The organism is Luteolibacter sp. SL250, assembly GCF_026625605.1.
Lineage (GTDB): Bacteria > Verrucomicrobiota > Verrucomicrobiia > Verrucomicrobiales > Akkermansiaceae > Luteolibacter.
Genome location: NZ_CP113054.1, coordinates 1,546,218 through 1,570,755, shown reverse-complemented (window position 1 = coordinate 1,570,755; position 24,538 = coordinate 1,546,218). Strand labels below are relative to the sequence as shown.

At 58.9% G+C, this 24,538-nt stretch carries 22 protein-coding genes; 15 read left to right on the top strand and 7 right to left on the bottom strand.

Going from position 1 to position 24,538, the window contains the following annotated elements; translation table 11 throughout:
• Positions 1-20 precede the first annotated feature (20 nt).
• On the top strand, positions 21-1,634 hold the full coding sequence (locus tag OVA24_RS06945; protein WP_267674470.1) for a CTP synthase: 1,614 nt from the start codon (positions 21-23) through the stop codon (positions 1,632-1,634).
• 72 nt (positions 1,635-1,706) lie between these two features.
• Here the strand turns inward: OVA24_RS06945 and OVA24_RS06940 are convergent, their stop codons facing one another.
• From OVA24_RS06940 to OVA24_RS06930, 3 genes are all read right to left on the bottom strand, one after another.
• Complete coding sequence (locus OVA24_RS06940; RefSeq protein WP_267674469.1) at positions 1,707-3,047, bottom strand: sulfatase; 1,341 nt, start codon at positions 3,045-3,047, stop codon at positions 1,707-1,709.
• Positions 3,048-3,357: 310 nt separating this feature from the next.
• Complete coding sequence (locus OVA24_RS06935) at positions 3,358-4,623, bottom strand: glycoside hydrolase family 99 protein (RefSeq protein ID WP_267674468.1); 1,266 nt, start codon at positions 4,621-4,623, stop codon at positions 3,358-3,360.
• Positions 4,624-4,777: 154 nt separating this feature from the next.
• Complete coding sequence (locus OVA24_RS06930; protein WP_267674467.1) at positions 4,778-6,139, bottom strand: aldehyde dehydrogenase family protein; 1,362 nt, start codon at positions 6,137-6,139, stop codon at positions 4,778-4,780.
• Positions 6,140-6,189: 50 nt separating this feature from the next.
• Here OVA24_RS06930 and crtI (OVA24_RS06925) point away from each other — a divergent pair, with 50 nt between their 5' ends.
• Genes crtI (OVA24_RS06925) through OVA24_RS06915 form a run of 3 tightly spaced genes read left to right on the top strand, consistent with a single transcriptional unit; the run spans position 6,190 to position 9,228 of the window.
• Positions 6,190-7,716: a phytoene desaturase family protein gene (gene crtI / locus OVA24_RS06925; RefSeq protein ID WP_267674466.1), complete on the top strand. Its 1,527-nt coding sequence runs from the start codon at positions 6,190-6,192 to the stop codon at positions 7,714-7,716.
• Positions 7,689-8,744, top strand: coding sequence for a glycosyltransferase family 2 protein (locus OVA24_RS06920; protein WP_267674465.1), 1,056 nt, complete (start codon positions 7,689-7,691; stop codon positions 8,742-8,744). Before crtI (OVA24_RS06925) ends, OVA24_RS06920 begins: the two co-directional genes overlap by 28 nt.
• Positions 8,734-9,228, top strand: coding sequence for a glycosyl-4,4'-diaponeurosporenoate acyltransferase CrtO family protein (locus tag OVA24_RS06915; RefSeq protein ID WP_267674464.1), 495 nt, complete (start codon positions 8,734-8,736; stop codon positions 9,226-9,228). The genes OVA24_RS06920 and OVA24_RS06915 overlap by 11 nt, the downstream gene beginning before the upstream one ends.
• Here the strand turns inward: OVA24_RS06915 and crtI (OVA24_RS06910) are convergent.
• On the bottom strand, positions 9,189-10,706 hold the full coding sequence (gene crtI / locus OVA24_RS06910; protein ID WP_267674463.1) for a phytoene desaturase family protein: 1,518 nt from the start codon (positions 10,704-10,706) through the stop codon (positions 9,189-9,191). The two genes, OVA24_RS06915 and crtI (OVA24_RS06910), sit on opposite strands and share 40 nt — an antisense overlap.
• A 707-nt stretch (positions 10,707-11,413) precedes the next feature.
• Between crtI (OVA24_RS06910) and OVA24_RS06905 the strand changes: the two genes are divergently transcribed.
• Positions 11,414-12,454 (top strand): site-specific integrase, encoded by a 1,041-nt coding sequence (locus tag OVA24_RS06905; RefSeq protein WP_267674462.1) that lies wholly within the window; start codon positions 11,414-11,416, stop codon positions 12,452-12,454.
• Between the two features lie 328 nt (positions 12,455-12,782).
• The gene (locus OVA24_RS06900; RefSeq protein ID WP_267674461.1) at positions 12,783-13,313 is read left to right on the top strand and encodes a recombinase family protein; all 531 of its coding nucleotides are present in this window, start codon (positions 12,783-12,785) and stop codon (positions 13,311-13,313) included.
• 99 nt (positions 13,314-13,412) lie between these two features.
• Here OVA24_RS06900 and OVA24_RS06895 read toward each other — a convergent pair whose 3' ends face one another.
• Together OVA24_RS06895 and OVA24_RS06890 are read right to left on the bottom strand one after the other, a co-directional pair.
• Entirely contained in the window at positions 13,413-14,582 is a 1,170-nt protein-coding gene (locus tag OVA24_RS06895; RefSeq protein WP_267674460.1) for a TRM11 family methyltransferase, read from the bottom strand.
• 33 nt (positions 14,583-14,615) lie between these two features.
• On the bottom strand, positions 14,616-17,252 hold the full coding sequence (locus OVA24_RS06890; RefSeq protein WP_267674459.1) for an ATP-binding protein: 2,637 nt from the start codon (positions 17,250-17,252) through the stop codon (positions 14,616-14,618).
• Between the two features lie 769 nt (positions 17,253-18,021).
• Here OVA24_RS06890 and OVA24_RS06885 point away from each other — a divergent pair.
• The 7 genes from OVA24_RS06885 (at position 18,022) to OVA24_RS06855 (ending at position 21,900) form a co-directional block, all read left to right on the top strand.
• Positions 18,022-18,579 carry a hypothetical protein gene (locus OVA24_RS06885; RefSeq protein WP_267674458.1) on the top strand — a complete coding sequence of 186 codons (558 nt, stop codon included), beginning with the start codon at positions 18,022-18,024 and terminating at the stop codon, positions 18,577-18,579.
• A gap of 35 nt (positions 18,580-18,614) precedes the next feature.
• On the top strand, positions 18,615-19,427 hold the full coding sequence (locus tag OVA24_RS06880) for a RecB family exonuclease (protein ID WP_267674457.1): 813 nt from the start codon (positions 18,615-18,617) through the stop codon (positions 19,425-19,427).
• Positions 19,424-19,609, top strand: a complete 186-nt coding sequence (locus OVA24_RS06875; protein WP_267674456.1) for a hypothetical protein — start codon at positions 19,424-19,426, stop codon at positions 19,607-19,609. Before OVA24_RS06880 ends, OVA24_RS06875 begins: the two co-directional genes overlap by 4 nt.
• Before the next feature lie 12 nt (positions 19,610-19,621).
• The gene (locus tag OVA24_RS06870; RefSeq protein ID WP_267674455.1) at positions 19,622-19,768 is read left to right on the top strand and encodes a hypothetical protein; all 147 of its coding nucleotides are present in this window, start codon (positions 19,622-19,624) and stop codon (positions 19,766-19,768) included.
• A gap of 94 nt (positions 19,769-19,862) precedes the next feature.
• Entirely contained in the window at positions 19,863-20,879 is a 1,017-nt protein-coding gene (locus tag OVA24_RS06865) for a DUF3150 domain-containing protein (RefSeq protein WP_267674454.1), read from the top strand.
• Positions 20,880-21,083: 204 nt separating this feature from the next.
• Positions 21,084-21,467, top strand: a complete 384-nt coding sequence (locus OVA24_RS06860) for a DUF1257 domain-containing protein (RefSeq protein ID WP_267674453.1) — start codon at positions 21,084-21,086, stop codon at positions 21,465-21,467.
• 199 nt (positions 21,468-21,666) lie between these two features.
• Positions 21,667-21,900 carry a hypothetical protein gene (locus OVA24_RS06855; protein WP_267674452.1) on the top strand — a complete coding sequence of 78 codons (234 nt, stop codon included), beginning with the start codon at positions 21,667-21,669 and terminating at the stop codon, positions 21,898-21,900.
• Between the two features lie 6 nt (positions 21,901-21,906).
• Here the strand turns inward: OVA24_RS06855 and OVA24_RS06850 are convergent, their stop codons facing one another.
• Positions 21,907-22,185: a helix-turn-helix domain-containing protein gene (locus OVA24_RS06850; RefSeq protein ID WP_267674451.1), complete on the bottom strand. Its 279-nt coding sequence runs from the start codon at positions 22,183-22,185 to the stop codon at positions 21,907-21,909.
• A gap of 99 nt (positions 22,186-22,284) precedes the next feature.
• On the opposite strand from OVA24_RS06850, the gene OVA24_RS06845 reads away from it, so the two are divergent.
• Together OVA24_RS06845 and OVA24_RS06840 are read left to right on the top strand one after the other, a co-directional pair.
• Positions 22,285-22,869, top strand: a complete 585-nt coding sequence (locus OVA24_RS06845; RefSeq protein ID WP_267674450.1) for a hypothetical protein — start codon at positions 22,285-22,287, stop codon at positions 22,867-22,869.
• Between the two features lie 101 nt (positions 22,870-22,970).
• Positions 22,971-24,485: an AAA family ATPase gene (locus OVA24_RS06840; protein ID WP_267674449.1), complete on the top strand. Its 1,515-nt coding sequence runs from the start codon at positions 22,971-22,973 to the stop codon at positions 24,483-24,485.
• Positions 24,486-24,538 lie beyond the last annotated feature (53 nt).

The window sequence follows — 24,538 nt, the reverse complement described above, 5'->3', positions numbered from 1 at the left end:
TCCCTGCTCACTTTCCACTTATGAAATACATCTTCGTCACCGGCGGCGTCGTTTCCTCTCTCGGCAAGGGTCTTGCCGCCGCATCCATCGGCACGCTGCTCGAGCACCGCGGGCTGAAGACGTTGATGCAGAAGTTCGACCCCTATCTGAACGTCGATCCGGGCACCATGTCCCCCTACCAGCACGGTGAGGTCTACGTCCTGGATGACGGCGCGGAAACCGACCTCGACCTGGGCCACTACGAACGCTTCACCTCCGGCGTCCTTTCCCGCATGAACAACCTGACCTCCGGACAGGTGTTCGACTCCGTGATCAAGAAGGAGCGCCGCGGCGAGTACCTCGGCAAGACCGTCCAGTTCATCCCCCACGTGACGGATGAGATCAAACTCCGCCTCCACAAGGTCACCACCGACAACCCCGAGGTCGATGTTCTCATCACCGAGATCGGCGGCACCGTCGGCGACATGGAAGGCCTGCTTTTCATCGAAGCGCTCCGCCAATTCGCCCTGGAGGTGGGCAAGGAGAACGTCTGCTTCATCCACGTGACGCTGCTGCCGTTCATCAAGGCCGCGGGTGAGATCAAGACCAAGCCGACCCAGCAGTCCGTCGCGAAGCTCCGTGAACTGGGCATCCAGCCGGACATCATCATCTGCCGGACCGAAGCGGACCTCGACGAGGACAACCGCAAGAAGATCGCCATGTTCTGCAACGTGGAGAAAAAGAACGTCGTTGCCTTCCGCGACGTCGCCCACTCCATCTACGAATGCCCGCTCGACCTGCGCCGCGACAAGATCGACCGCCTGGTGGTGGACAAGATCGGCCTCGGTGACACCCCCGCCCCCGCCCTGGAGGACTGGGAGCGCTTCGTCCAGCGCGTCATCCACCCGCTCCACAAGGTCACCATCGCCGTCGCCGGGAAATACATCGAGCTGCAGGACGCCTACAAATCCATCTACGAGTCCCTCATCCACGCCGGTGCCCACCACGACACGAAGGTCCACATCGTCCGTGTCGAGGCGGAGGCCATCGAGGACCACGGTGCCGCCGCAGTGATCGGTGATGTCGATGGCATCCTGGTTCCCGGCGGCTTCGGCGACCGCGGCATCGAGGGCAAGATCCTCGCCGCCAAATACGCCCGCGAGAACAAGATCCCCTACTTCGGCATCTGTCTGGGCATGCAGATCGCCACCATCGAGTTCGCACGCAACGTCTGCGGCCTGAAGAAGGCCAACTCCACCGAATTCGAGAAAGCGACCGAACATCCCGTCATCTGCCTCCAGGAGGAACAGAAAGGCATCGAAGACATGGGGGCCACCATGCGCCTCGGCTCCTGCGAGTCCATCGTCTTCGCCGGAACGAAAGCGGCGGAACTCTACAACGGCGCGGACCGCATTCACGAACGCCACCGCCACCGCTACGAGTTCAACTCCGACTATCAGGAACAGCTCACCGACGCCGGACTGGTCATCTCCTCCGTGTCCGCGGACGAGGGCCTGGTCGAGATCGTCGAGATCCCGGACCACCCATTCTACCTCGGCGCGCAGTTCCACCCGGAGTTCCAGTCGAAGCCGAACCATCCGCACCCGCTGTTCGCAGGCTTCGTCGCCGCAGCCCTGGCGAAGGCCAATTCCTGATCAGGGACACCGGGAGCGCCGCCATTCACGCCGGCGTCCCGATGGATGTGATCAGCCCGCGGCCCATGATCCTCACTCCTCCTCTTCTCCGGACTTCGCCTCTCCGCCTTTTCCGGAGGGATCGTATTTCGGGTTCGGAGTGGGCATCTGGGCGTTGGATTTTTCGCGCCATGTCTTGAGATCGGCCAGCAGTTCGGCGGTTTTCTGCGGGTTCTCGCCGGAGAGGTCCTTCTCCTCCGAAACATCCTGAGCGAGATTGAAGAGTTCGGTTTTGCCGTCCTCGAACCATTCGATGAGCTTCCAGTCGCCGTCGCGGATGGCACCCGCGGGACCTTTCCGGTGGTAGTGGGGGAAGTGCCAGAATAGCTTCCCGCGATCCACCGTCTCCCCTTTCGTCAGGGCAGCGTTGAGGTCCTTGCCGTCGATGCCCTCCGGAGCAGGCGCGCCGATGACACTGGCGAAGGTCGGCAGGTAGTCGATGCCGCTGAGCAGAGTGTCATTCGTGGTGCCCGGTTTGATGCGGTCCGTCCACCGGGCGAGCACGGGGACACGGATGCCGCCTTCATGCAGCGTTCCCTTGCCCTCGCGCAGCGGGTTGTTCTTCGTAAAACGCACGGCACCGCCGTTGTCGGAGGTGAAGATCACCAGCGTGTTCTTCGCCAGGCCCTTCTCATCGAGGAAATCAAGCATCTTCCCGACGCTGTCATCCAGCGCCTCGATCATGGCCGCGTAGCCCGCATCCTTCTGCCGGGGGCCCTTGATCTTCTTTTCGTCGATGATCTTCTGGTACTTCGCGGCAACCGCCGGATCAAAGCGGTTCGGCGAATGGGCGGCGTAGTGGGAGAGCGCGATGAAGAAGGGCTTGCCCGGATTTTTCCCGATGAACTCCATGGCCTGCCGGTTCAGGGTATAGACCCCTTTGGGATCCTTCGGGTCGTTCTTGTTGTTCTCGTTCCAATCCTGGTTCCCTTCGTCGAAGCCCGCCGCCTTCGCCCCTTCCCCGCAGTGCCATTTGCCGAACCAAGCGGTCGCGTAGCCCTGGGACTTCAGGAGCTTCGGCAAAACGACCTCCTCGCTCGGGATTCCCTTGCGCGCCTGCGGTGCGAGCAACTTTGCCCCTTCAGGCGAGGATCCGGGAATCGTGTAGTGGAGCCGGGCGGGCGTCCTGCCGGTGAGGATGGCCCCGCGGGAGGCGGAGCAGACATGCGCGGCGGCATAGCCCCGGGTGAACTTCATCCCTTGCGAGGCGAGTTTATCCAGATTCGGAGTCTGGTAGAGGGTGGAACCGGTGCAGACGAGATCGGAGGCCCCGAGGTCGTCGGTGAAGATGAAAAGGATATTGGGCTTCTCCGCCGCACCAAGCGGCTGCAAGGCGAGGAGCAAAGGCAGAATGAGGAATTTCAGTGGTTTCATATCGGTGTTTGTGAATTGGATGCGGGCCGTCCTACTTCGCCGGTTTGCCCTGGAGATCGGAGGTTGCGATGGACGCGCCGTGCCTCGGCTTCCGGGGAGGTGCTGCCGCACCAAGCGGCGGGTAGGCCAGGAGCAGCGGAATGATCAACAATCTCAATGGATTCAACGGATGGATGGCATGGAGATCCCGAAAATAGATGAGACGGAGGATGCCGGACAATCCCGGAGTCCTACCTGCTTTGGGTGATGACACCGCCGGCTGCAGCCTGCGACCCGCTACCAGCCTAAGGAATCTTTGCGGATCACCGCATCAGCGCTCCGGCATCCGGTATTCCGTTGCTGCCGGACCGCGGAGCATCTTCCCGATCTCACCCGTCAGCCACAGATAGTGGTCGGGTGGGTGTTCTCCATAGGTCACGAATCCGCTGTCACCCACCGGAGGGTTGTTGGACGCCTTCAGGATCGCGGTGCTCTCGTCCACTTCATCAAACATCGCGACATAGATCATCCCGGCACCCGCTTTCTTCGCCTCCACCGCCTGCTGCCAGAGAAAGCGCCCGTCTTCCCGGGGGATCGCATTCAGAGGCGCGTCACGCCCCCTGCCCTTCTCCAGGTTCCGCCAACTGAAGCCGGGAAAGATCACCGGGATGTAGGAAAGCTGATTTTCCTCAGTCCACGCCAGATCCCCCGCCAAGCGCCCCGGCAGGGATTTCGCCACCGCATCCGCCCCCCGGTATCGGCCCACGGCCCACGGACTGATGATGTCCGCCTTTTTCAGCAGTTCCAGCAGCGCCGGATCCGCAATGGCATCGCGTCCGAGATCCCGCCAGAAATACGGCACACCCAGCATGACTGCATTCCCCTCCCCTTTCAGGAAATCCACCAACCGGGCGCACTCCTCCAGCCCATAGGCCCGGTTGTCATTGAAGCCGACACCCCAGATGGTGACCAGAGGCTTCCCACGGTGGTGAAGGTACCCCGTATCATCCAGGATCCTCCCCTTCTCCACCAATCGGTTCCAGTCCTCGCGGATCACCGGCACCACATCCTCCCCCTTCATCCCGGACAAGTCGTACATCACCGACCATTTCCGGCCGTGGGTGGAAGCACCGTTACGGACGTTCCGCATCACGGTGGTGCCGAAATCGTAGGACTGTGGTGACTTCAGGGTCACTCCGAACCGTTGGAGCATCACACCATCGATCCCGTAGTCCGCCATCCATTTGAAATGCCGGTCAACCGTCCGCGGATGATAGCTGCTGAACAGCGTGGCCACCTTCCCATCCTCATGACGGAAAGCGGTGGGATAGCGTTCATCATCCCCCATCTCGCTCATGTCAGGCCAGAGATCGAAGCTGCAGTTCCCCGGCCCCAGGTTCTTTCCACCATAATGCTTCCAGCCAAGACCCGAGCCATCCCCCTCCGCTGCGAACCAACCTTGGTATCCCGCCACCACCAGCCCCGTCAGTTCAGACCTTCCGGACTTCTGCCCGGCGATCGGCGTGACACGGGCGATGGCTTCATCCCATGTCCGCGCAACCTCAGCCTTGGCTCCCCCCAAAAGCAGAACACCCATCACCGCCGATCGGGCGATGGGTCCCACGAATCCCTCCATCCTCCTGCTCAACCACCCGGACTTTCCAATCATGGGAAGATCGAGGCAGATCCCCCGGATCGCCACAAACCTTGATTCATGCAAACCGGAAAATTTCCCGTTCCATCGGGCGGGCCTAGGCTCCGAAAATCTTCAGCGCCCGTTTCAGATTCTTCAGATCCGGAAGAGGCGGGTAGCGGAATGGCAGGTCCCACCGCAAGCCGCGGTTGAGGACGATCCTCTCACGCGAGAAGGCATCGAAGCCAGCCCTCCCCCGGTAGCGGCCCATGCCACTGTTCCCCGTGCCCCCGAAAGGCAGATCGACACCCGCCACATGCACCACCACGTCGTTCACACAGACCGCGCCGGAACGCAGTTCCGCCCGGATACGCTCCACCACCCCGGCATCCTCCGTGAACGGATAGACCGCGAGTGGGTCCGGGTTCGCACGCGCACGCCGCAGGCCATCCTCCAGGTCATCGCAGGGGATGACCGGCAGCACGGGGCCGAAGATCTCCTCCTTCATCACACCGGCGTCATCCGCCACGTCGGTGAGGATGGTGGGTGAAATCGAAAGCGTGGCTTCATCGACCACCCCGCCATGGAAAATGGTTCCCTGTCCCAGATAGGCCCGCACGCGGTCGAAGTGCCTGCGATCCACCATCTTGCCATAGCCATCCCGGCCAAAGGAATCGAACGCCCTTTTCAGGGCATCCAGCAGCGGCTCATAAAGGTCCCTTTCCACCAGCACGTGGTCCGGCGCGACGCAGGTCTGCCCGGCGTTGAGATACTTCCCCCAGGCGATCCTCCGCGCGGCGGTGTCCAGCCGGTCCCGGAGTTTCGTGCCGCCGGCTCCACCGCCGCTGAACATCATGACCGGACATTTCCCGCCCAGCTCCAGGGTTGCAGGCACCCCATGACGGGCGGCCGCCGCCGCTACCTCCAGGCCTGTCCCGCGCGAGCCGGTGAAGAAGAAATGATCGAAGCGCTTTTTCAGCAGCTCCTTCGCCGTGCCGCCGTCCCCTACGATCACGGAAACCAGACCGGATGGGAACGCCCCTGCCATCATCCGATCAAGCACCTCCGCGACCCGCGGCGCACGTTCCGATGGCTTCAGCACCACGGAGCATCCCGCCGCCAGCGCGCAGGCAACGGGCGTGAGCGAAAGGAAGACCGGATAGTTCCACGGTGAGATCACCAGAACGGAACCACATGGCTCGCGATGCAGCACCGCCCGTCCCGGCCACGCCATCGGCGGCAGCTTTCTCCGCTCCGGCTTCATCCACCGGTGGAGATGGGCCAGCGCGTGGCGGCACTCCGAGCGCACTCCCTCCAGTTCCGACACGTAGGCTTCGGAAGGCGACTTGCCCAGGTCATGATGCAAGGCGTCAAGCAACTCCCCTTCCGCATCCGCCAGGGCACGGAGCATGGCCTGCAATGCCTGCCGCCGGGCCTGCTCGTCTTTCATCCCGCCATCCTCCGCCGGGTGATGAAACATTTCTAGCGGAAACGTGACGGCGTGCGAGATTGGACACCGCCCATCCCCGCATGACCCCACCATCCGCAACATCCCTTGGCTCCCGCGGCAAGCGGGTATTGGTTCTAGGCGCCGGTCTGGGAGGTATCTCCGCCGCCATCTCCCTCGCCCAGGAGGGCTACGATGTGACCATCATCGAAAAGAACCCCCGCATCGGCGGAAAGCTCAACGTGCTGGAGACGGATGGCTTCACCTTCGATCTCGGTCCCTCCATCCTCACGCTGCCGCATCTGTTCGAGCGGCTGTTCGAGCGGTCCGGAAAAAAAATGGCGGACTACATCCCCATCAGGGAGTTGCTGCCGCACTGGCGGAACTTCTTTGAAGACGGGGCGGTGATCGACCTGCATCCAGATCCCGGGGTGATGGCGGATGAAGCGGTGAAAGCGGGCGAAGATCCGCAGGCAGTGCGCGATTTCCTGGAGTATTCCTATGGGCTGTATGACTTGGTCAACGACGGCTACTTCGAGCAGGGACTGGATACGGCGAAGGACTTCCGTGCCCACTATGGACTGAAGAATTTCACGAAGTTCGATCTCTTCCGCACCATGCATGGCGGGGTGAAGCGGTTCCTCAAGACGGACCACATGCGGGACATCTTCGACTACTTCATCAAATACGTGGGATCGTCCGCCCACCGGGCACCCGCCTTCATGAACTGCCTGCCCGCCATCCAGTTCCGCTACGGACTCTGGTATGTTGATGGCGGGCTGTACGGCATCGCCCGCGGTTTGGGCCGCCTGATGGAGGAGCTGGGGGTGAAGGTGCTGCTGGACACAAAGGTGGAGGAGATCACGCGCAGCGGAGGGATGGTGAACGGTGCCCGCACGACGGACGGCACCATCCACCCGGCGGACATCATCCTTTCCAACGTGGAGTTCATACCCACGCACCGCCAGCTCCTGGGCACGGACGAGGCGGCGGTGCGGAAGCTGGAGAAGAAATATGTGCCCGCCTGTTCCGGCCTGGTGATGGAGCTGGGACTGGACCGCACCTACCCTCAACTGGCCCACCATAACTTTTTCTTCTCAGGCGACCAGCGGGCGCATTTCCGCAGCGTCTTCGTCAAGGGCGAACTGCCGGAGGATCCCACCATCTATCTGGTGGCGGCGTCCCGCACGGATGCCTCAGTCGCGCCGCCGGGGTGCGAGGCGCTGAAGATCCTGCCCCACATCCCGCCGCTGGATGAGAACCTTCCGCTGACCCCGACTGACTACGATGCCTTCCGTACCCGGGTACTGGAGAAGCTTGAGCGGATGGGACTGGAGGATCTTCGGAAACACATCGTGGTCCAGCATACGTGGACACCGCAGGACCTGCTGGAGCAGTACAACTCCAACCGAGGCTCCATCTACGGGGTGGCTGCGGACCGTTTCAGGAACCTGGCGTTCAAGGCACCCCAGCAGAGCACGGACTACCCGAACCTTTTCTTCGCGGGAGGCTCCGCCAACCCCGGAGGCGGGATGCCGATGGTGGTGCTGGGCGGCCAGAACGCGTGTCGGAAAATCGTCGCATGGGACAACAAGCGCACATCACCCTGATCGTCGTTCTGGGCGTGTCCTGGTTCCTTTGCTGGCGTCTCGCATTCCGGTTGCTGCCACCGGAGATGGCGGCACAGCCGCCACCGGCGGACACCGTCTCCATCATCATCCCCGCACGGAACGAGGCGGCCAACCTGCCCGGCCTGCTGGATTCCCTGGCAGCCCAGGAAATACAGCCGCTGGAGGTCATCGTCGTCGATGACGATTCGAGTGATGACACCTCCGCCATCGCCGCCGGGAAAGGAGCGACCGTCATCCATCCCGGTCCGCCGCCTCCCGGTTGGAGGGGAAAAACGTGGCCATGCCGGAAGGGCGCGGAAGCCGCACGGGGAAAGCTCCTGCTGTTCCTCGATGCCGATACGCGTCTGATTCCCGGGCACGGGCTGTCCCGCATGCTGGACCGCTATCCCGGCGGAGCCTGGTCCCTCATTCCCTGGCACGACGCCGGGGGAGGCGGTGAGGCACTCTCCGCGTTCTTCAATTTGATGATGGCTCTGGGAACCATCCCGCGGGGATTGGCCGGTCCATGCCTCATCATCCCGCGGGCGGAGTATGAGGCCTTCGGCGGGCATCGAGCCGTGAAGGACCGGATCCTGGAGAACGTCCATCTGGCCGGTGTGCTGCTGGCGCGCGGAGTCCCCACGGCCTCCGCCGCGGGAAAGGGCATCCTTGGTTTCCGGATGTATCCGGGAGGCATCAGGGAGCTCATCCCGGGATGGAGCAAGGGATTCGCAGGCGGGGCGGCCACCACGCCGCCCGGGACGCTGCTGCTCATCATTATGTGGATGAGCTCGCTGTGGGGGGCTGCCGGGACACTGTTCCTGTCGCCGGTCTTCGCGTTCATCTATCTGCTCTACGTGGTGCAGTTGGGCTGGATGCTGCGACGCGTGGGCCATTTCCCCATCTGGGTCCCGTTGTTCTATCCGGTGTCGCTCGCCTTTTATCTCGTGGTCTTCATCCGCTCGCTGGGACCCGCCGGAAGACAGGTGACGTGGAAGGGCAGAAAGGTGGTGGCGGATGTGGATTGAACTGCCGGTGCCGTGGATCATCGCGCTGAACGTCATCACCCTGCCCGTACTCCAGATCGGCTGTGCCTATGCGTTCACCCGCCTGCCGGACCGCTGGTTTGACTCGCCCGTCCCTTCACGACCACCCGCGAAGCCGACGATGCCCGTCTTCCTCAGGAAATGGAAGCGGCTGCTCCCCGACGGTGCCTCATGGTTTGCAGGAGGGTTCCGCAAGCGGTCGCTCGCCTCGCGGGATGCGGGCTACCTCCGCCGCTTCATCTCCGAGACACGGCGCGGCGAAGCGTGCCATTGGGTGGCGCTGGGGCTGTGTGCGATCCCCTTTCTGTGGAATCCATGGTGGGGCTGTGGCGTGATCTCCCTCTACGCGCTGGCGGCGAATCTGCCGTGCATCCTTCTGCAGAGGATCAACCGCGCGCGGCTGCTGGGGCTGCTTTCCCAAGGTGGTCAGGCCAGCAGGGCAGATGCGAAGTCCGCCCGCTCATAGGCCACGCCGTGGCTGTCGCAGATCATGTTGGAGGAAATACGGGCACTCTCGTAGATGGTGGGCAGGCCGCTGCCGGGGTGTGTGCCGCCGCCGACGAGATACAGGTTCTCATACCCGCGCATGAGGTTGTGCGGACGCAGGTAGAGCATCTGGTCCAGCGTGTGTGCCAGATTGAAGGTGGCGCCCATGAACACATCCAGCCCGTCCCTCCAATCCTGCGGGGTGATCATCCTTTCCTCCACGATGTGCTGCCGCAGATCCTTCATCCCGGTCCTGCGTTCCACCCGCTCCAAGACCTTGTCCCGGTATTCTTTGGCCTGAGTCCGCCAGTCCGGGTTGTGGCGGGTGTTGATCGTCGGCACCAGGATGTAGAGACCGCTTTTCCCGGCGGGAGCGACGAGCGGATCGTTCACGCAGGAGTTCCGTATGTAGATCGACATGTCGTCCGAAATACGGCGTTCGCCCTGGATGTCCTCCACGTTTCGCAGATAGTCGTCCGCGAAGAGGATGTGGTGGTGCGGCTCATCCGGATAGATGGTGTCCAGCCCGAGATAGAGCATGAAGGTGGAGCAGGAGAATTTCTTCCGCTCCATCTCCTCCCTGGGCCGGGAACGACCGTTCATGAGCGTGGTCACCGCGTGCGCGTAGTCCGCGTTCAGGATCACGTCATCCGCATCCAGGCGGGTGCCGTCCTCCAGGGTAACGCCGGTCGCGCGTGCGCCGGAAAAGCGGACCTCCTTCACCGGGGCCTCCAGCCGCAGGGTCCCCCCATATGCGGCGAAGACCCGAGCCATCGCGTCGGAGATCCGGCAGAGGCCGCCACGCACGTGGTAGATGCCATACTTGTACTCCGTGTAGGAAAGGATGCTGAACAGCGCCGGGCAGCGCCAAGGGGACATGCCGAGGTATTTCGCCTGGAACGTGAAGGCCAGCTTCAGCCGGTCATCCCGGAAATAGTCATCCAGCACGTCCACCACCGACTTCCGCGTCAGGACGTAGGGCAGCGCCTTCATCAGAGTGGTGGACAGGTAGGCCTTCAGCTCGTGGTAGGGACGCTGCAGGCAGGGATAGATGGTCCGCATCTTCACCGCGTGGTCCGCCATGAAACGGCGGTAGCCCTCCTCATCCCCGGGAAACGCGCGCGCGATGCCCTCCGCCATCCGCGTGGGATCCGGGGACGTCTCCAGCGACACGCCGTCCCAGGAAAGGCGGGTCATCGGATCCAGCGCCACGAAGTCCAGATACTCCGCCGAATCCCGCCCGGCCTCTTGGAACGCCTCATCCAGCGTGAACTTCTGGTGGAGGAAGGTGGGGCCGGTATCGAAGGAATAGCCCCCAACCTTCAGCTCCGCATTCCGCCCCCCGACGTGAGCCTGCTTTTCGACAATGGTGACGTCAAAGCCCCTCCGCGCGAGAATCATGCCCGCCGTGAGTCCTCCCGGTCCCGCTCCTACGATCACGATCTTTTTGTCAGCCATTCAGCCCGCCAATCTAACGCTTCCAGCTCCGCGATCTAACAAAAGTTCGCAATCCTCTCCGCATTTTCCCCGGACACGAAAAAGGGAGCCTTGCCGGCTCCCTAACTCGTCTTTATTAAAGAAGTGCTCGAAAGAGGACTCGAACCTCCACGGGGTTGCCCCCACTAGAACCTGAATCTAACAAATTCAAAGATTCAACCTCTCACTGAACCGACTCAGCACCGCCACAAAACCCTTTTACTTCAGTGATTTCCATTGATTTGTCGCCCAGTTCAAGACACCATGAGGAAAACATGCAGCCAGACAAGAAGTCGCATAAGAATAGCATAAGATCCGAGCCCCCCTCCCCCACCCCGAAGCGACGGAACCGCTACTCCAAAAGCCAGCTGAAGCACTGGGAAGAACGGGTTTTCAAACAGACCATCGGGACCTGGACCGCTCCCACCTACAGCGTGCGTTTCCAATCCCACGGAAAGAACCGACTCGTTACCCTCAAATCCACCACCCAACGGGAAGCCGCAGCGGAAGCAAAAGAGCTCTGGATCGCAGTTGAGAAGGAAGGATGGGACGCGGCAAATCACTATGCCCGGAAAGGGATCAATCCTCTCACCCCCATTCTCATCGATGGCCCCCTGGAAGCCTCTGAGCCTCCCGCCAAAAAACCGGAACCTACCGTTGGCAGCCTAATCCAGTGCTATGTTGATAATGTGGTTTCGACTGGCGAGACAACCCGCCGCGCCTACGTCACCGCCTTCCGGGCAATCGTCGCAGATATCGCCTCCATTCCACGCACCGGATTCAAGCCGAACCAGCGGAATGAGAAGATCGACAAGGTCTCACTCCAAAAGGTCACCCGGGAGGCCATTCAGAAATGGATCGCCACGGGAACCCGGAAATGTACTACTCAATCGGACCGGCGCACCATCCGATCCCGCTTCGTGAATGCCAAGAGCCTCTTCCACAAGAACGCACTGGAAGCCTTCAACCGGACTCACAACATCACGCTCGTATCCCCTTTCACGGACATCACCCTGCCGAAAACAGCTCCCGTTCGCCACTTCTCCAAGGTGGAGTTGGGGCAACTCATTGAAATGGCGAAAGTGGATCTTTCCGGGTCCACCACCGATTTCGAGCAATGGCAGATCCTGATCCTTGTGATCAGCGCCGGCCTCCGGAGAAACGAGGTGGACAAACTCCGCTGGGCGGACATCGACCTGAAGGCGCAGAAACTCCACATCCGGGATGCGGAAGGACACACGCTCAAAACGCATTGCTCGGTTGGGAGTATTTCGCTTGATGCCCGAACCTGTGAGCTAATCGCCGGATGGAAACCTCTCCAAGCTCCTGTGTATGTGATTTCCGAGGCTCGTCACCCGTCCATGAAACACATGCGCTGCGGGGATCACTTCAACCGTCTCTGCCAGTGGCTCCGGAATGTCACCGTTGATGGGGAGAAACCTTTGGCAAACGTCCAGAAGCCCCTCCACGAACTCCGGAAGGAGGCAGGCAGCCGGGTCAACGAACTCCACGGTCTCCACGAAGCTTGCCGCTTCCTCCGCCACACCAGCATCAACACCACCTCCGACTACTATCTGAACAGTGATAACGTCACCGTGGGGATGGACGCACTGATTGAGGGCGAGCAGCAGACACCTGCCAACACAAGCGGAGCAAACGATCCCGATGAGGACATTCTATTCATCACCAACGATGGTCCTACCCCAAAATCAATCCGGTTTGTTCCTTGATTGGCCACTGAGATTACCGCCGACGGCCTGGCTTCCGCCAGCCTTTCCGTCATGCCCAGTCGTGTCGCGGAGCGATACCTAGAAATCTTCATTAAGGGAAAATTCTCAATTCATCCGTGACCTCACGGCTCTTTCGTGCCGCAACTTTAGCTTTCGCGGCCTGCCAAGTGTACCAGGTTATTCAGATGAGTTTTTGAATACATTTGGCAGTTTTCACCTGTGCCTGCCACCTTGATCCCCGTATGCCTTCTCGTTCGTGTCTCCTCCAATCGGCAGGAGTCCGACCGGCAAGTGTCCGAATTGACCGCTTACGCGGACAAGAAGGGTTATGAGATCGTCGAAATCTGCCGGGAAACGATTTCAGGCCGCGGATGAATCCGAACGCCCCGGTTTGCGTCGTGCGGAGGACCTTGCGGCGGAGGGGCGCATTCAAAAGGTGCTTGTTCACGAAGTTTCACGCCTTGCGAGGCGGAACAGCATCGTTCACCGCTTCGTTGAGACGTTGGAAGAGCTGCAAGTCTCACTCTACTGGCACGCCCAAGGCATCGAAACCCTCCTCCCTAGCGGAAAACGGAATCCCGCCGCGCCCATCATGCTCGCTTTGCTCGCTGAAATGGCGCGGAGCGAGGTGGAGACTCTTTCAGTGCGGATCAAGTCGGGGCTGGAAGAAGCTCGGAGAAAAGGAAGGAAGCTCGGCAGGCCAAAAGGAACGGTGTTAGAAAAGAAGGTATTGCTTTTGAAGTATCGAGATGTGGTTCGCCAGTTGAAAGCAGGACAGTCCGTCCGAAATACGGCCAAGATTACGAGAAGAGGAGCGAGCACGGTCCAGCGCGTAAAAGCGGTGTTGGCTTCAAACTGAATGTCTGGAGGAAGGGCGGCGACCCTTGATTGCTGCCGCTCGTGCCTCCTGTGGTAGTAGTCCTTTTCGCAATTTCTAACCGAATATCTTCAGCTATGTTTAGATCGCGGGAAACTCGAAAGTAAGCACGACTTCTGACCTCATCCTTGCCGCCAGCTGCGATCCGTCCCTCGCCGGCATGGGAAGATATCTGCGATTTGCAGGAATTTCTCTTTCGGCTCTCTTCGACAATCTCATTCCTACCATTTCTGCCGCTTTAATGAAGCAGCCCGAATTTTTGATGAAAACGCCCTTTAAGCATGAGTCTCCAACCACCAGAACCGCCTTTCCGTCTGATTTCAAAGTTCTGGAAATTTCGGACATCAAACGGTATGAATCGCCGGCATATCGGGTAATCATCTGCTGGGTTCGAGGATCGACCACATATCCGCTCAGCATTTCATCACAAATTTTTTCGAAAGTATCTACCTCCTCTTTCGATTCTGGGCCCCTTTCTGCCCCGATAGTGCTTGAGCGAATTTTTCGCAACTCGGAGCAGGTATAACCCAGCCAAACGAGCGCTAATTTGTGACCCCGCATGTAATCGATCGCGTTTAGGTAAGGGGGAGAGGTGAAAACCAAGTCTATCGATCGATTTTCGATGGTCGTCATATTCCGAGCATCCCCTCTGGAAACTTTGACGAGACCATGAGCCCCATTTTGCTCTAGCAGTTTTGAAATGTTGCTCAGTGACTTCTGAAAACCTGCTGTCACATCATAAACCGACCAATGCGTCACCTTGTGAGGGCGACTGTGCGAAACGTCTCTTGCCAAAGAAGCGCCATTCTCCTTCGTTACAATGATTCTACTGAGTGCAATTCTCATCAAATCGAAATACGACGGCAGATGCTGAGCTTGGTTCTCAAGCTGTATGTCATTGATTGCTTTTATGATACGGCGAATTTCCAATTCTTGTCTTGGGCCAAACCAGAATTTGATAAATTTCAGGGTTTCAGCATCTCCATCAATCCATGGGAGTTCGACTTCTTGATCGGTGAAGTCATTGATTCGGTTAAGAATTTTTTTGAGAATCATCGCCACCTCATTAAGGTCGTAACCGGTGTTGAATACCTGTGACATCATCACGGCAAGCGGGTCCATATCCAACCCTATCGCTTGATTGCCTGCCACCGACGCGTGTTTTAGAACGGTTCCCGACCCCGCCATTGGGTCCAATATTATTGAGTCCCGGTAGCGGGATAATTCCTCCATGGCTAGGTTCGGAGCCATGCGAGCCGGAAAAGGATGAATAGGCTTAATCATTTAGACTGTTGTCGTCGTGTCTTCGATGGGGTTTGTGTCGTGAAGTTTTTCGAGCTGGGCCATTACGGCAGCGGCTACCTTCCCCGCATTAGCATTTACCACGATTTTGTCGATATCCACGCCTACAAGGTCTGGCACGAGTATCGCCAAACCCTTTGCAAGAGCAACAACGTGAGGCCCAACAACCGAAACCGCTCCTAAATTTTCTCTGCATACATAGGCAATCATTTCTGCCGGCAATGCATCAGGTATTTTGCCTTTGAGGAGTTCTAGAGCCTTCAAAAAGGTATCTAGAGTTAGAGGTCGTTGTTGAACCAGCCATGGCTCTAGTTCCTCGACCCAACGAGAGAGGTCATTGGGGTCGTAGAATTGAAACATTTCCCGGAGTTTCGTCAGTGGTATGGCTCCGTGACGAACCGTGTATTCAAGGAGCTTCCCAAGATCCGAGGCGATCATTGGAGTAATTTGCTGCTGGGTGCATCGTGCCACGAGGGACCCCTCGCTAAATCCGGGCGCAACAACGAGGGCGTAGTTCGCCTTATGTTGCTTCATATGATCACTTATGCCCGCAAGATTCAAATTGTTTGTGGCTGCTCGATCATGTTTTGTGCTCTTGGCATCAAAAGAAAAGCTGTAAAGCGGAGGATTTGGCTCGGCCGCGGTGGGTAGGATAGTGCTCGGAGATGCAAAGGCTTTAGCTAGGCCTTCCGGCTCTCCGGGCTTCGCCATGTCTACAACGTGAAATCCAAGATACCGAAGTGCGTCAGAAAGCACGGCTTCAAGATACTTACTGTTGTCGCTATCGTGTTGAGTCTGAAGAAGGAGCTTAGCAATATGTGTCCCGGAACTTCTGGACTGCATTGCTCGGAACCTCATAAGTCGGTCTCTATACTCCCTAATGCTTTGAATGGCAGCCGGTTCAATGCCGATATCCAGAGCGAAAACGTCCGAAAGTAAGCTTACCATAGCCATCGTTCGCATTAGTTCCTTTTCGGCTTTAGAGCGGCTATGCTCTACAACGAAGGGATGATCAGAGTTGACCACTATAGTATTGTCAGAAATACGAAATTGGACAAAACTGTCGTCATCGATCTTTTCGTATTTCACGACGTCGAGCGCGGACTTGATATTTTCGCCAGTGTTCTCCTGCCATGAGCGGCGAGCAGCCTCCCTGTCACCGATTCCTCTCTCGTCGAAAAGGCCAGGAAGCATAGGCTGATGGGATCTAAGTGCTTCGGAGACGACGTTACGAAGTGGGTTTAGAGAGAGCACTCCAAGAGATTTCACCAAGAGATCTCCACCGTCGGGCATTCCTGCATTAGCATCGCTATCGTAAAATGACCGAGCTTTGTTGAATACTCGGCGTAAGAAAGCTCTGAAAACCAGCAGGCGTTCATCGTTTTTGAATTTTTCACGATCTGTTGTTATTAGATCGTTCAGGCCATCGGCCCTCACATTCATTCGAAATCGTGCCCATGCTGCGTGGCTGAGATTCTTCTCTCCAAAGCTGGGATCACCTTGGTTAACCACTCTTCCTAAGATATTAACACTAAATCCATTCGATGCGCCTCGTTCTTCGCTTTTTCCCGTTGCTACACGATCCTCGAACAAGATTGAACAACCTGTCACCATACCTATGCCTTCAACATTGGCGTGAGGAACTGGATTAGAACCGTAAGTGACCGTGTAGCGCTTAGGGGTTGTGGGAATCGTGGGATTACTAGCTTCCGATTGCTCAGCTGGAGATTCTGACTCATCGTAAATTTCTACATGGTCAATGCCTAGACCCGGTCCTATTTGCCACTCCTTCATTTTGGGCAAAGCTGCCTTTGAGGAGGTCAATGGACTTCCATTCATATTTATTCCCATCTCACTTCCGAATGGCAACGCAGCCTGAAGCATCCGGCCCAAAATTCCCTTTTTAAGTGCGCGACCGGCGGGCTTCAATTCTGATAGAATGACAAGCGTCCACGTGTTGCTAGCAGCCTTAGTGAGAGTAGATTTCGGTGCACCGAACTCGTCTTCGTAGGTATGGGCCTGAGAGGTCGGGAAATTTTTCGCGATGATTTCCAGTATCTCCGCTCCACCTTCAACTGGACCAAGGGCCTCCGATACTTCCGATTCGTTCACTTCAAACAAATCGATCTTCAAGTCTCTGATGAGTTTCTCGGAATCTTTCTGCGCGTCGATACTGCCATAATCCATAGTTACCCGACGAATAACACCGTCTGCAGCTCGGCAGATGTAAGTCATTTTTGATGCGAGAACGTAAGTGGCTAATTTACCGATACCAAATTTTCCAATGACTTTTCTTCCGTGAGAAACCGGATTCCCTTTTTTGGGAGAAAACGCTATGTGCCAGAGTTGCCGGAGGCCCTCCTCATTCATGGAATGTCCGTTGTCGAGGACGGACATTGTCGCTGAAGGATTGGAAAGGTCATCGGGTATTCTGACGTCCACGTAGTCAGCTCCTGCATCCCAGCTGTTCGAAATAAGCTCCTCAAACGCTTTCTGAGGCGAGGAATACATCTGCTCGCTAAAGTGCTCTAGGAAGCGGGTGCTCAATTCCACTGAAATCTCGCCCGTGGGATGCCCGATATTTTCAGGAGAAGCTTGAGTCTTGATGGATTGGGTCATTTTTCTTGAACCGAAATTCACAGAACCTCCGAGTCAAGACGAGAACAATTTGCCAGCTGCAATGAGCGTGGAGCGGTGTCCTCGTAGTAGGAAGGTCAACAGCTACAATCTGCGGCTTCACGCGACAAGGGAACAGGGTGATTTTGCTTGATCTGTAGCACCAGAGTGCGACACCCATGATCGATCCTCGGTTGTAACCATCTGAATATCAGAACGTGAATCTGTCATTTGGCGATTCCCTCCCTGTCCGACAATCCCTCCCTAGTAGACACCGACCTCCGACCTCTCCGACTTCTTTGCGATCGTGCAACAGCGCCGATTTCACTGAGTTGCCAAAATGGAAAGCAGCTCTCCGAGCGGATCCGCCTGAGGCACGGATGCGGGCTGAATTGACGGTTCTCCGGGTCGGACGCGGTTGCACGATCTGAAGCCGAGATCTGTAACACGCTGAATGTGTGCAGCAGTTGTTGCACGATTTGCCCTCTTGAAATCAACTTGCAACAACCCTACGCACTCATCATCAACGTAATGGGACAATATTCCTCCTGTTGCACGCGCGACACCCCCTCCCGTCGGATTCAAATTGTATTTTCGCTCTCCACGGGACAACGGAGGAGGTGGACGGTGGGGCCATTCACCGGAGGCAATTCCCGCCCCTTCCGTGCTATATACCTCTGAATAGGCACCTCTGCCTCCAACCGCTCCATGAAGCCCGGTCATCACGACCGGGCTTTTTGTTGCCCTGATTCCAACCCCATCCACCGAAACCATGGCCATCAAGCTCACCGCAACCTACTGCAAGCGGCTCGGTCTTCCCGGGTTCTCGTCCCACCAGTTCTCCGTTTCCCTGGAGACGGAACTGGTGGCCACCGACGACATCCCCGCCGAGTCCGAACGCCTTTACCAACTGCTCCAGACCAACGTCGATGAGCAGATCCAATCCACCGGCTTCGTTCCGCCCCAGGACTACGGGATGGACGATTCCCCTCCCCCTGACCGGACGACTACCCCCAGACACACCCGCCCAAGGCAGAACGGTTCCGCCCATCCGTCAGGCTGGTCACAGGGTCCGGTATGGAAATGTTCCGACAAACAGCGGGATCTCATCCTCCGGGTCGTCGAGGAACATCAGCTCGACAAATCCTCCATCGAAGCGCTTTCCAACGAGCGGTTCGGCAAGGGAGTCAAATCCCTCAACAAAATGGAAGCTTCCGGGTTGATCGACGAACTGTTGGACACCCACGGTTCGTCCCAACCTCCCCAGCAAACCAGCGGCCAGCGAAGGACCAATGGATCCGCGTATGCCAACGGAAGGAGGGCACGATGATCGCTCCGGCATCCACAGGTCGTTTTGAAACGGGATTGTCCGCTTGCGCGGGAACCTTCCCGGATCACATCAGCCCGTCCGCCGCGAAATCCTACCTGAGCTGTTCCCTCCGCTTCTACTTCGAGCGGGTGGCCTGCATCAGGAAGAAGACCACCGTCGCCCTCCATCTGGGGAAAGCCGTCCACGCAGCATTGCAGGCCTTTCATCTGGCCCGATGGCGTGGAACCGACGATTCCCCCGAGACCGTCTCAGCTGCCTTCCTGAAGGCATTCAGCGACCTGGAGCGGGACGAGGGGCCGGTGAACTACAAGGACGACAAGGAGCGGGAGAAAGCCCGTCAGGATGGGTTGCGTGTCGTCGCCGCCTATCTGGACAGTCCGGAGGTTCCCAAAGTTCCTCCGCGTGCCGTCGAGGTGAAACTGACTGAAGAGATCCCCGGCCTTTCCGTTCCCCTCACCGGGGCAATGGATCTGGTCGAAGGAAACCTCATCCCGGTCGACTTCAAATCCTCGGCGGCTAAACCCGATTCCTCCCACGCCGTCTTCGACCATGAGATCCAGCTGGTGTCCTACCAGCTCCTCATGGAAGCCTCCATCGGTGAAAGCCCCCCGTCGCTGGATCTGGTGTTCCTGGTGAAAACCAAGACACCGCAGGTGATCCGGGTGAAATCCCCGCCCGCCGACGAACACCGGAAACACCGGGTGGTCGCCCTGCTCGAAACCGCCGTCATGGGCATCGTTTCGGACAGGTTCCACCCTCAGCCGGGAATGCAGTGTTCCTGGTGCCAGTACCGACGCGAATGCGCGGCCTGGCTCCCGGAGCGGGTGATGGAAAGGAGGGCCGCATGAAACCCGTGCTCCTCCCTCTCCTGCTGATCGCCTTTCTCGGCTGTGTCTCCTGTGAGCCATCCAGACCTCCACCACCTGTCCGGGTCACCGACACCGGTCCCGTGGGGGAAGGACTGAAGGTGATCGGGTTCTGCTTCCTGGGAGCGATGGTCGTCCTGACGGTCGGCCGTTGTTTCCGCTGATCCCCCGTTCCCATGAAACCATCCCATTACATCCACATCTTCGCTGTGATCGCCATCGTCGCCCTCTGCTTCCAGATCTTCTCGGATTTCTGGCTGCCGATGACGATAGGCGCCCTCGCGATGTATCTGTTCGCACTCACGCTGCGGAAGTCTCCGTAGCATCCAACCAACCCACTCGACCTTCGGAACACACCCGCCCCGGCATCACCGCCCGGCGGGTGTTTCCGTTTCCACACCAACCATCCATCCCATCATGTCCAATCCACCGAACCAACCGCTCCTCGACGCGATCTGCCGCCGGGGTGTCCTCGTCTCCCTCAGCATTCGTTACTGGCGGGGCTGCAAGAAACTGACCGCCGAAGACCTGGGACTCGATCCCGCCAATGTCAGCGACCGGCTGATCCAGCTCGGCCACAAGCGTCTCATACCCCGAGAAGCCCTGTCGAAGTTCTCGCTGGTCGAATCCCGCGCCCATGCGCTCACCGAATCATGCAGCTTCCCCTTCCTCGGAGGCATCGCCAGGTTCGTTCCCAATCCCCGGCTGGCGGAACTCACCGACAAGCTGGACCGTTTCCGGGAGGAGTTCCGTGAGGAAACCCTCGATTTCGTCGCCGGCTACACTCCCCTCCGTGAAAAAGCGCTCGCGGAATGGCGGGATGCCGCGGCGTTGCTCCAGGGAAGTTCGGAACGGCTGATCGCCACCATCGAGCAGTCCTTTCCGTTCGCTGGGGGGATCGCCAGACGGTTCTCCTTCGAGGTCCGTTTATTCCAGGTCGCCGCTCCCGACAGCATCCGGCTGGATGTCGTGGAAGGGGTCGAGCAGATGGAAGTGGCGGAACAACGGCGCCGGATCGCGGATGATGCCTCACGCAGACTCCAGAACGATCTGGACGGCTTCATCCGGGAAAGCGTGGCGACCCTCCGCACGGAAACCGCCAGGCTCGCCACCGATGTACTGGCCACCATCAATGGCTCGGAGAATGGCATCCACCAGCGGACACTCAACCGTCTCACCTCGTTCATCGACCAGTTCCGTTCCCTCAACTTCGCGGGTGACCAACAGCTTGAGGACACGCTCGAACGCTTCCGCCGGGATCTCCTCCAGCGGAGTGCCGACGACTACCGCAACAACAGCGGGGCGATGCGGGATCTCACCACCGGACTGAGCCGCCTCCGGGAAACCGCCGTCCAGCTCTCCGGCAATGACGCCAAGGACGTTGTGGCGCGTTTCGGACAATTGGGGGCACGGAGGTTCTCGGCGGTCGGCTGAGCAGCTCCTCCGTACTCCGGAAGCCCACTGGCGGGCACCTGGGATCCGTTCCGGGTGTCCGTCTTCATTTTCCCTACTGCGAAGCCGAACCTGAACCACACCGGAAGCCTACCTCCTCCCATCAGCCTGAATGAACCAACCCTACCTCATACCCCTGAAACCGGAAAACCCCGAAAACCTCCAAAACCCCTCAAACCAACCACCATGTCACACTTCACCACCATCCAGACCGAAGTCCGGGACCTGGAAGCCCTCAATGACGCCTGCGCCGAAATGGGCTTCCAGCTTCTCAAGGACGACCATTGCCGGGGTTTTGCCGGTGTCCTGAGAAAAGCCGATCATGTCATCAAACTGAAAGGCCCCTATGACATCGCCGTCGATCCCGTTGAAGGAGGCCGCTACGGGTTCTCCGCCGATTGGTGGGAGGGCCATGTCGCGAAAGAGGTAGGTCCCGGCTACGGTCGCCTGCTCCAATCCTACGGTGTCCACAAGACGCTCCGGACGGCGAGAACCAAGGGGCTGCGTGCCACCCGGAGAATCGAGTCCGATGGCACGGTCCTCCTCACTCTGGAAGGAGGGAGCCTGTGAGCCGCAGCATCGTCGTCAGGGTTTCGCCCTCGGGTCAGATCTCCGTCGAGGCGATGGGATTCCAGGGAAAGGGCTGTGAGGCCGCGACCCGGGCGATTGAAGACGCCATTGGGGAACGGAAATCACGCACGCTCAAACCCGAGTTCCACCGGTCTGCCGTTACCAGTCGGAACATCCAACGACTCGGAGGTGACACGCCATGAGCCATGTCCTGCGATTCGACACCACGGGATTGGTCGGTTGCCTCTACACGGAGGTGATTGATCTACGCTCCCTCGGGAAACTCCAGGTCAGGAGGGCGGCCGACATCGTCTTCAACCACCTGGAGCAGGAATGGGAAACCAGGGATCTCTCCACCGGGGAGGTGCTCTTTTCCGATCCGTCCCGTGAAGCCTGCATTCGGTGGGAACACGACAACCTGCAGCCGGAGTGATCCGCTTCAGCCTGTGGTATCGCCATGACGGGAAACCTCGATGGCTTTCTTCAGGCTGAATCCCCCCAGCAGGTCCGACACATCGCGGTTGAGGACTTTCGCCAGGACGACCACCTCCGCATCGTTCACGCGTCGGAGACCGGCTTCGATCTTGGCGAAGGTCCCACGGCTGATGTCCCAACCTGCCGCCTGGCATTTCGCCGCCAAGGCATCCTGCGAGATGCCCTCCACGGTCCTCAGTTTCCTGATCCGATCTCCCACAAGGTTCTGTTTCAGTCCTGCCATTGCTCCGATTCCAGAGCTTGACCATAGCCGTCTCCCACGACCTTAATGCTCCGCTATTGGAGCAATATAGTCCACACCTCCTCCACCCCCACCTTCCCCATGAAACGACGACAACCATTCCTTAGATCCAACCTCTTCGCCTGTCTCCTCGCGTTCGCAGCAATGGGCGGCTTCGCCGGACTGGTCTGGATGAAAATCAAACCTATCAAAGCCAAAGTCTCAACCTACTCCCTGCGGGAAGGGTCCGATCACTCATCGCGGTCATCATCCATGCCTATCGGGAGCGCCCATACAGACCATGACTACATCAAGCCAGGGGAAATCTTCCCTCTCAAGAGGTTGATTGAAGACTGTGACACCCTTCCCAGAGGCGAGACGTCATCACTCTGTTACGACCGGGTGAGAAAATGCGTCTTTCTGGTGACCCGCCAAAGGGTGATCCGCGAGTTCACCGCCCCATCGTCGGCCCGAGATGTGACCGTCGAACACCGGGACGCCTATGGAAACAGAACAACCCGGAGACTTTCACCCACCTACTCGAAGGTGGATGTCGCTGATGTGCTGATCACCTATTACGACGCCGAAGGGAAAAGATCTGATGTCCCGGTTCCAATAGAACGTCCTGAGATTTTCAGGATCGAGATGCGGCCGAAGGTCAACCTGGAGGACATCTATAATTCCTAGAGCAGCCTACTCCGGCATACGCCCCCCAGCCCCGGTTCTCCATGCGAGGACCGGGGCTTTCCTTTTCCCACCCATTCCCTCCTCCCCACCCACCAACCATCATGCAAAACCAACTCATCACCTACCTGCGTGCCGGTCATCCCGGTCTTGTCATCATAACCCATGAGGAAGTCCGCGGCGAAGCGGAGATTTCCTCAGCCGTCCGGTCCTGCGAACGCCGACTCCTCGTCTGGTCGTCTTCGGACGGCTGGGTCGATGCACAGGAAAATCGATCCCATCCATGCCCTGATCCGTTGGATGCCCTCCAGTGGCTCGAAGGACAGTTCACGGCCAATGATCCACGGAAGGTGGCCGTTATGCGCGACCTCCAGCTCCATCTGGACCAATCCGATCCGCTCCTCGTCCGCCGCCTGAAGGATCTGCTGCGGATGGCGAAAACCCAGGGACATTGCCTGATCCTGCTGGGCTGCCGTTCAAAACTGCCGGATGAACTATCCCACGAGTTCACCACGCTCGATTTGCCCCTTCCGGGGGCGGACCAACTCAGGGTGGTTCTCGATGGCATCCTGTCCTCCGCCGGTCTCCCCGCGAGCGCACCCGATGAACTGGGCGAGATCCTTTCCTCAGCGCAGGGCCTCACCACCACGGAAGCGGAGAATGCCTTCGCATTGTCGGTGGTCGAGGCTGGGAAACCCATTCCCCTCATCATCGCCCGTGAAAAGGCCAGGACGTTGAAAAGCGGCGGACTGGTGGAAGCGGTCGATGCGAAGGTCACGCTGGAACAGATCGGCGGACTGGATCTCCTGAAGCAATGGCTCGTCACCCGCAGCCGGGCATTCAGCCGGGAGGCACAGGGTTACGGTCTGCCGGTGCCCAAGGGGCTTCTCATCGTCGGCATCCCCGGCACCGGCAAGAGCCTCACGGCCAAGGCGACCGCCGCAGCGTTCGGGATTCCCTTGCTCCGCCTCGACATGGGACGGGTGTTCGGTGGCATCGTCGGCCAGAGCGAGTCGAATCTCCGCTCCGTCATCCGCACCGCCGAGGCGATTTCCCCCTGCGTTCTGTGGATCGATGAGATCGAGAAAGGATTCTCCGGTGGACATGGGGGCGGGACGAATGACGGCGGCACCTCGTCGCGGGTGTTCGGCAGCTTCCTTTCGTGGATGCAGGAGAAGGAAAAGCCCGTCTTCGTCGTGGCCACCGCCAACGATGTGTCAAAGCTCCCGCCCGAGTTTCTTAGAAAAGGCCGCTTCGATGAACTGTTCTTCGTGGATCTCCCGTCCCGAACGGAGCGGAGCGCCATCTGGGACATCGTGATCCGGAAATACGCCCGTTCCATCGTCCGCTTCGATTGCGTGACGCTTTCACGCGCCACCGACCAATACACCGGGGCGGAAATCGAGGCGGTCTTCGTGGAAGCCCTCCACCATGCCTTCGAGGAAGGAAGGGATGTGACCGAGAAGGACGTCTTCGCGGCCATCGGCGACATCATCCCGATGGCCACCCTGATGGACGGCGAAATCGGCCGTCTGCGCCACTGGGCGAAAGGCAGGGCACGGGAGGCTGCTTCCAAGGTCTCCCCCACCCGCAGAACCCGCCGCATCCAGGACAACTGAAAACAATCCTCCTCCCGGTTCCATCCCGGGAGCCACTTCCCTTTCCCAACCAA

Excerpts from the sequence above, each read along its gene's own strand:
- OVA24_RS06945 (WP_267674470.1), top strand. The coding sequence starts at position 21 with ATGAAATACATCTTCGTCACCGGCGGCGTCGTTTCCTCTCTCGGCAAG.
- OVA24_RS06940 (WP_267674469.1), bottom strand. The coding sequence starts at position 3,047 with ATGAAACCACTGAAATTCCTCATTCTGCCTTTGCTCCTCGCCTTGCAG.
- OVA24_RS06935 (WP_267674468.1), bottom strand. The coding sequence starts at position 4,623 with ATGGGTGTTCTGCTTTTGGGGGGAGCCAAGGCTGAGGTTGCGCGGACA.
- OVA24_RS06930 (WP_267674467.1), bottom strand. The coding sequence starts at position 6,139 with ATGTTTCATCACCCGGCGGAGGATGGCGGGATGAAAGACGAGCAGGCC.
- crtI (WP_267674466.1), top strand. The coding sequence starts at position 6,190 with ATGACCCCACCATCCGCAACATCCCTTGGCTCCCGCGGCAAGCGGGTA.
- OVA24_RS06920 (WP_267674465.1), top strand. The coding sequence starts at position 7,689 with ATGGGACAACAAGCGCACATCACCCTGATCGTCGTTCTGGGCGTGTCC.
- OVA24_RS06915 (WP_267674464.1), top strand. The coding sequence starts at position 8,734 with ATGTGGATTGAACTGCCGGTGCCGTGGATCATCGCGCTGAACGTCATC.
- crtI (WP_267674463.1), bottom strand. The coding sequence starts at position 10,706 with ATGGCTGACAAAAAGATCGTGATCGTAGGAGCGGGACCGGGAGGACTC.
- OVA24_RS06900 (WP_267674461.1), top strand. The coding sequence starts at position 12,783 with ATGAGATCGTCGAAATCTGCCGGGAAACGATTTCAGGCCGCGGATGAA.
- OVA24_RS06895 (WP_267674460.1), bottom strand. The coding sequence starts at position 14,582 with ATGGCTCCGAACCTAGCCATGGAGGAATTATCCCGCTACCGGGACTCA.
- OVA24_RS06890 (WP_267674459.1), bottom strand. The coding sequence starts at position 17,252 with ATGACCCAATCCATCAAGACTCAAGCTTCTCCTGAAAATATCGGGCAT.
- OVA24_RS06885 (WP_267674458.1), top strand. The coding sequence starts at position 18,022 with ATGGCCATCAAGCTCACCGCAACCTACTGCAAGCGGCTCGGTCTTCCC.
- OVA24_RS06875 (WP_267674456.1), top strand. The coding sequence starts at position 19,424 with ATGAAACCCGTGCTCCTCCCTCTCCTGCTGATCGCCTTTCTCGGCTGT.
- OVA24_RS06870 (WP_267674455.1), top strand. The coding sequence starts at position 19,622 with ATGAAACCATCCCATTACATCCACATCTTCGCTGTGATCGCCATCGTC.
- OVA24_RS06865 (WP_267674454.1), top strand. The coding sequence starts at position 19,863 with ATGTCCAATCCACCGAACCAACCGCTCCTCGACGCGATCTGCCGCCGG.
- OVA24_RS06860 (WP_267674453.1), top strand. The coding sequence starts at position 21,084 with ATGTCACACTTCACCACCATCCAGACCGAAGTCCGGGACCTGGAAGCC.
- OVA24_RS06855 (WP_267674452.1), top strand. The coding sequence starts at position 21,667 with ATGAGCCATGTCCTGCGATTCGACACCACGGGATTGGTCGGTTGCCTC.
- OVA24_RS06850 (WP_267674451.1), bottom strand. The coding sequence starts at position 22,185 with ATGGCAGGACTGAAACAGAACCTTGTGGGAGATCGGATCAGGAAACTG.
- OVA24_RS06845 (WP_267674450.1), top strand. The coding sequence starts at position 22,285 with ATGAAACGACGACAACCATTCCTTAGATCCAACCTCTTCGCCTGTCTC.
- OVA24_RS06840 (WP_267674449.1), top strand. The coding sequence starts at position 22,971 with ATGCAAAACCAACTCATCACCTACCTGCGTGCCGGTCATCCCGGTCTT.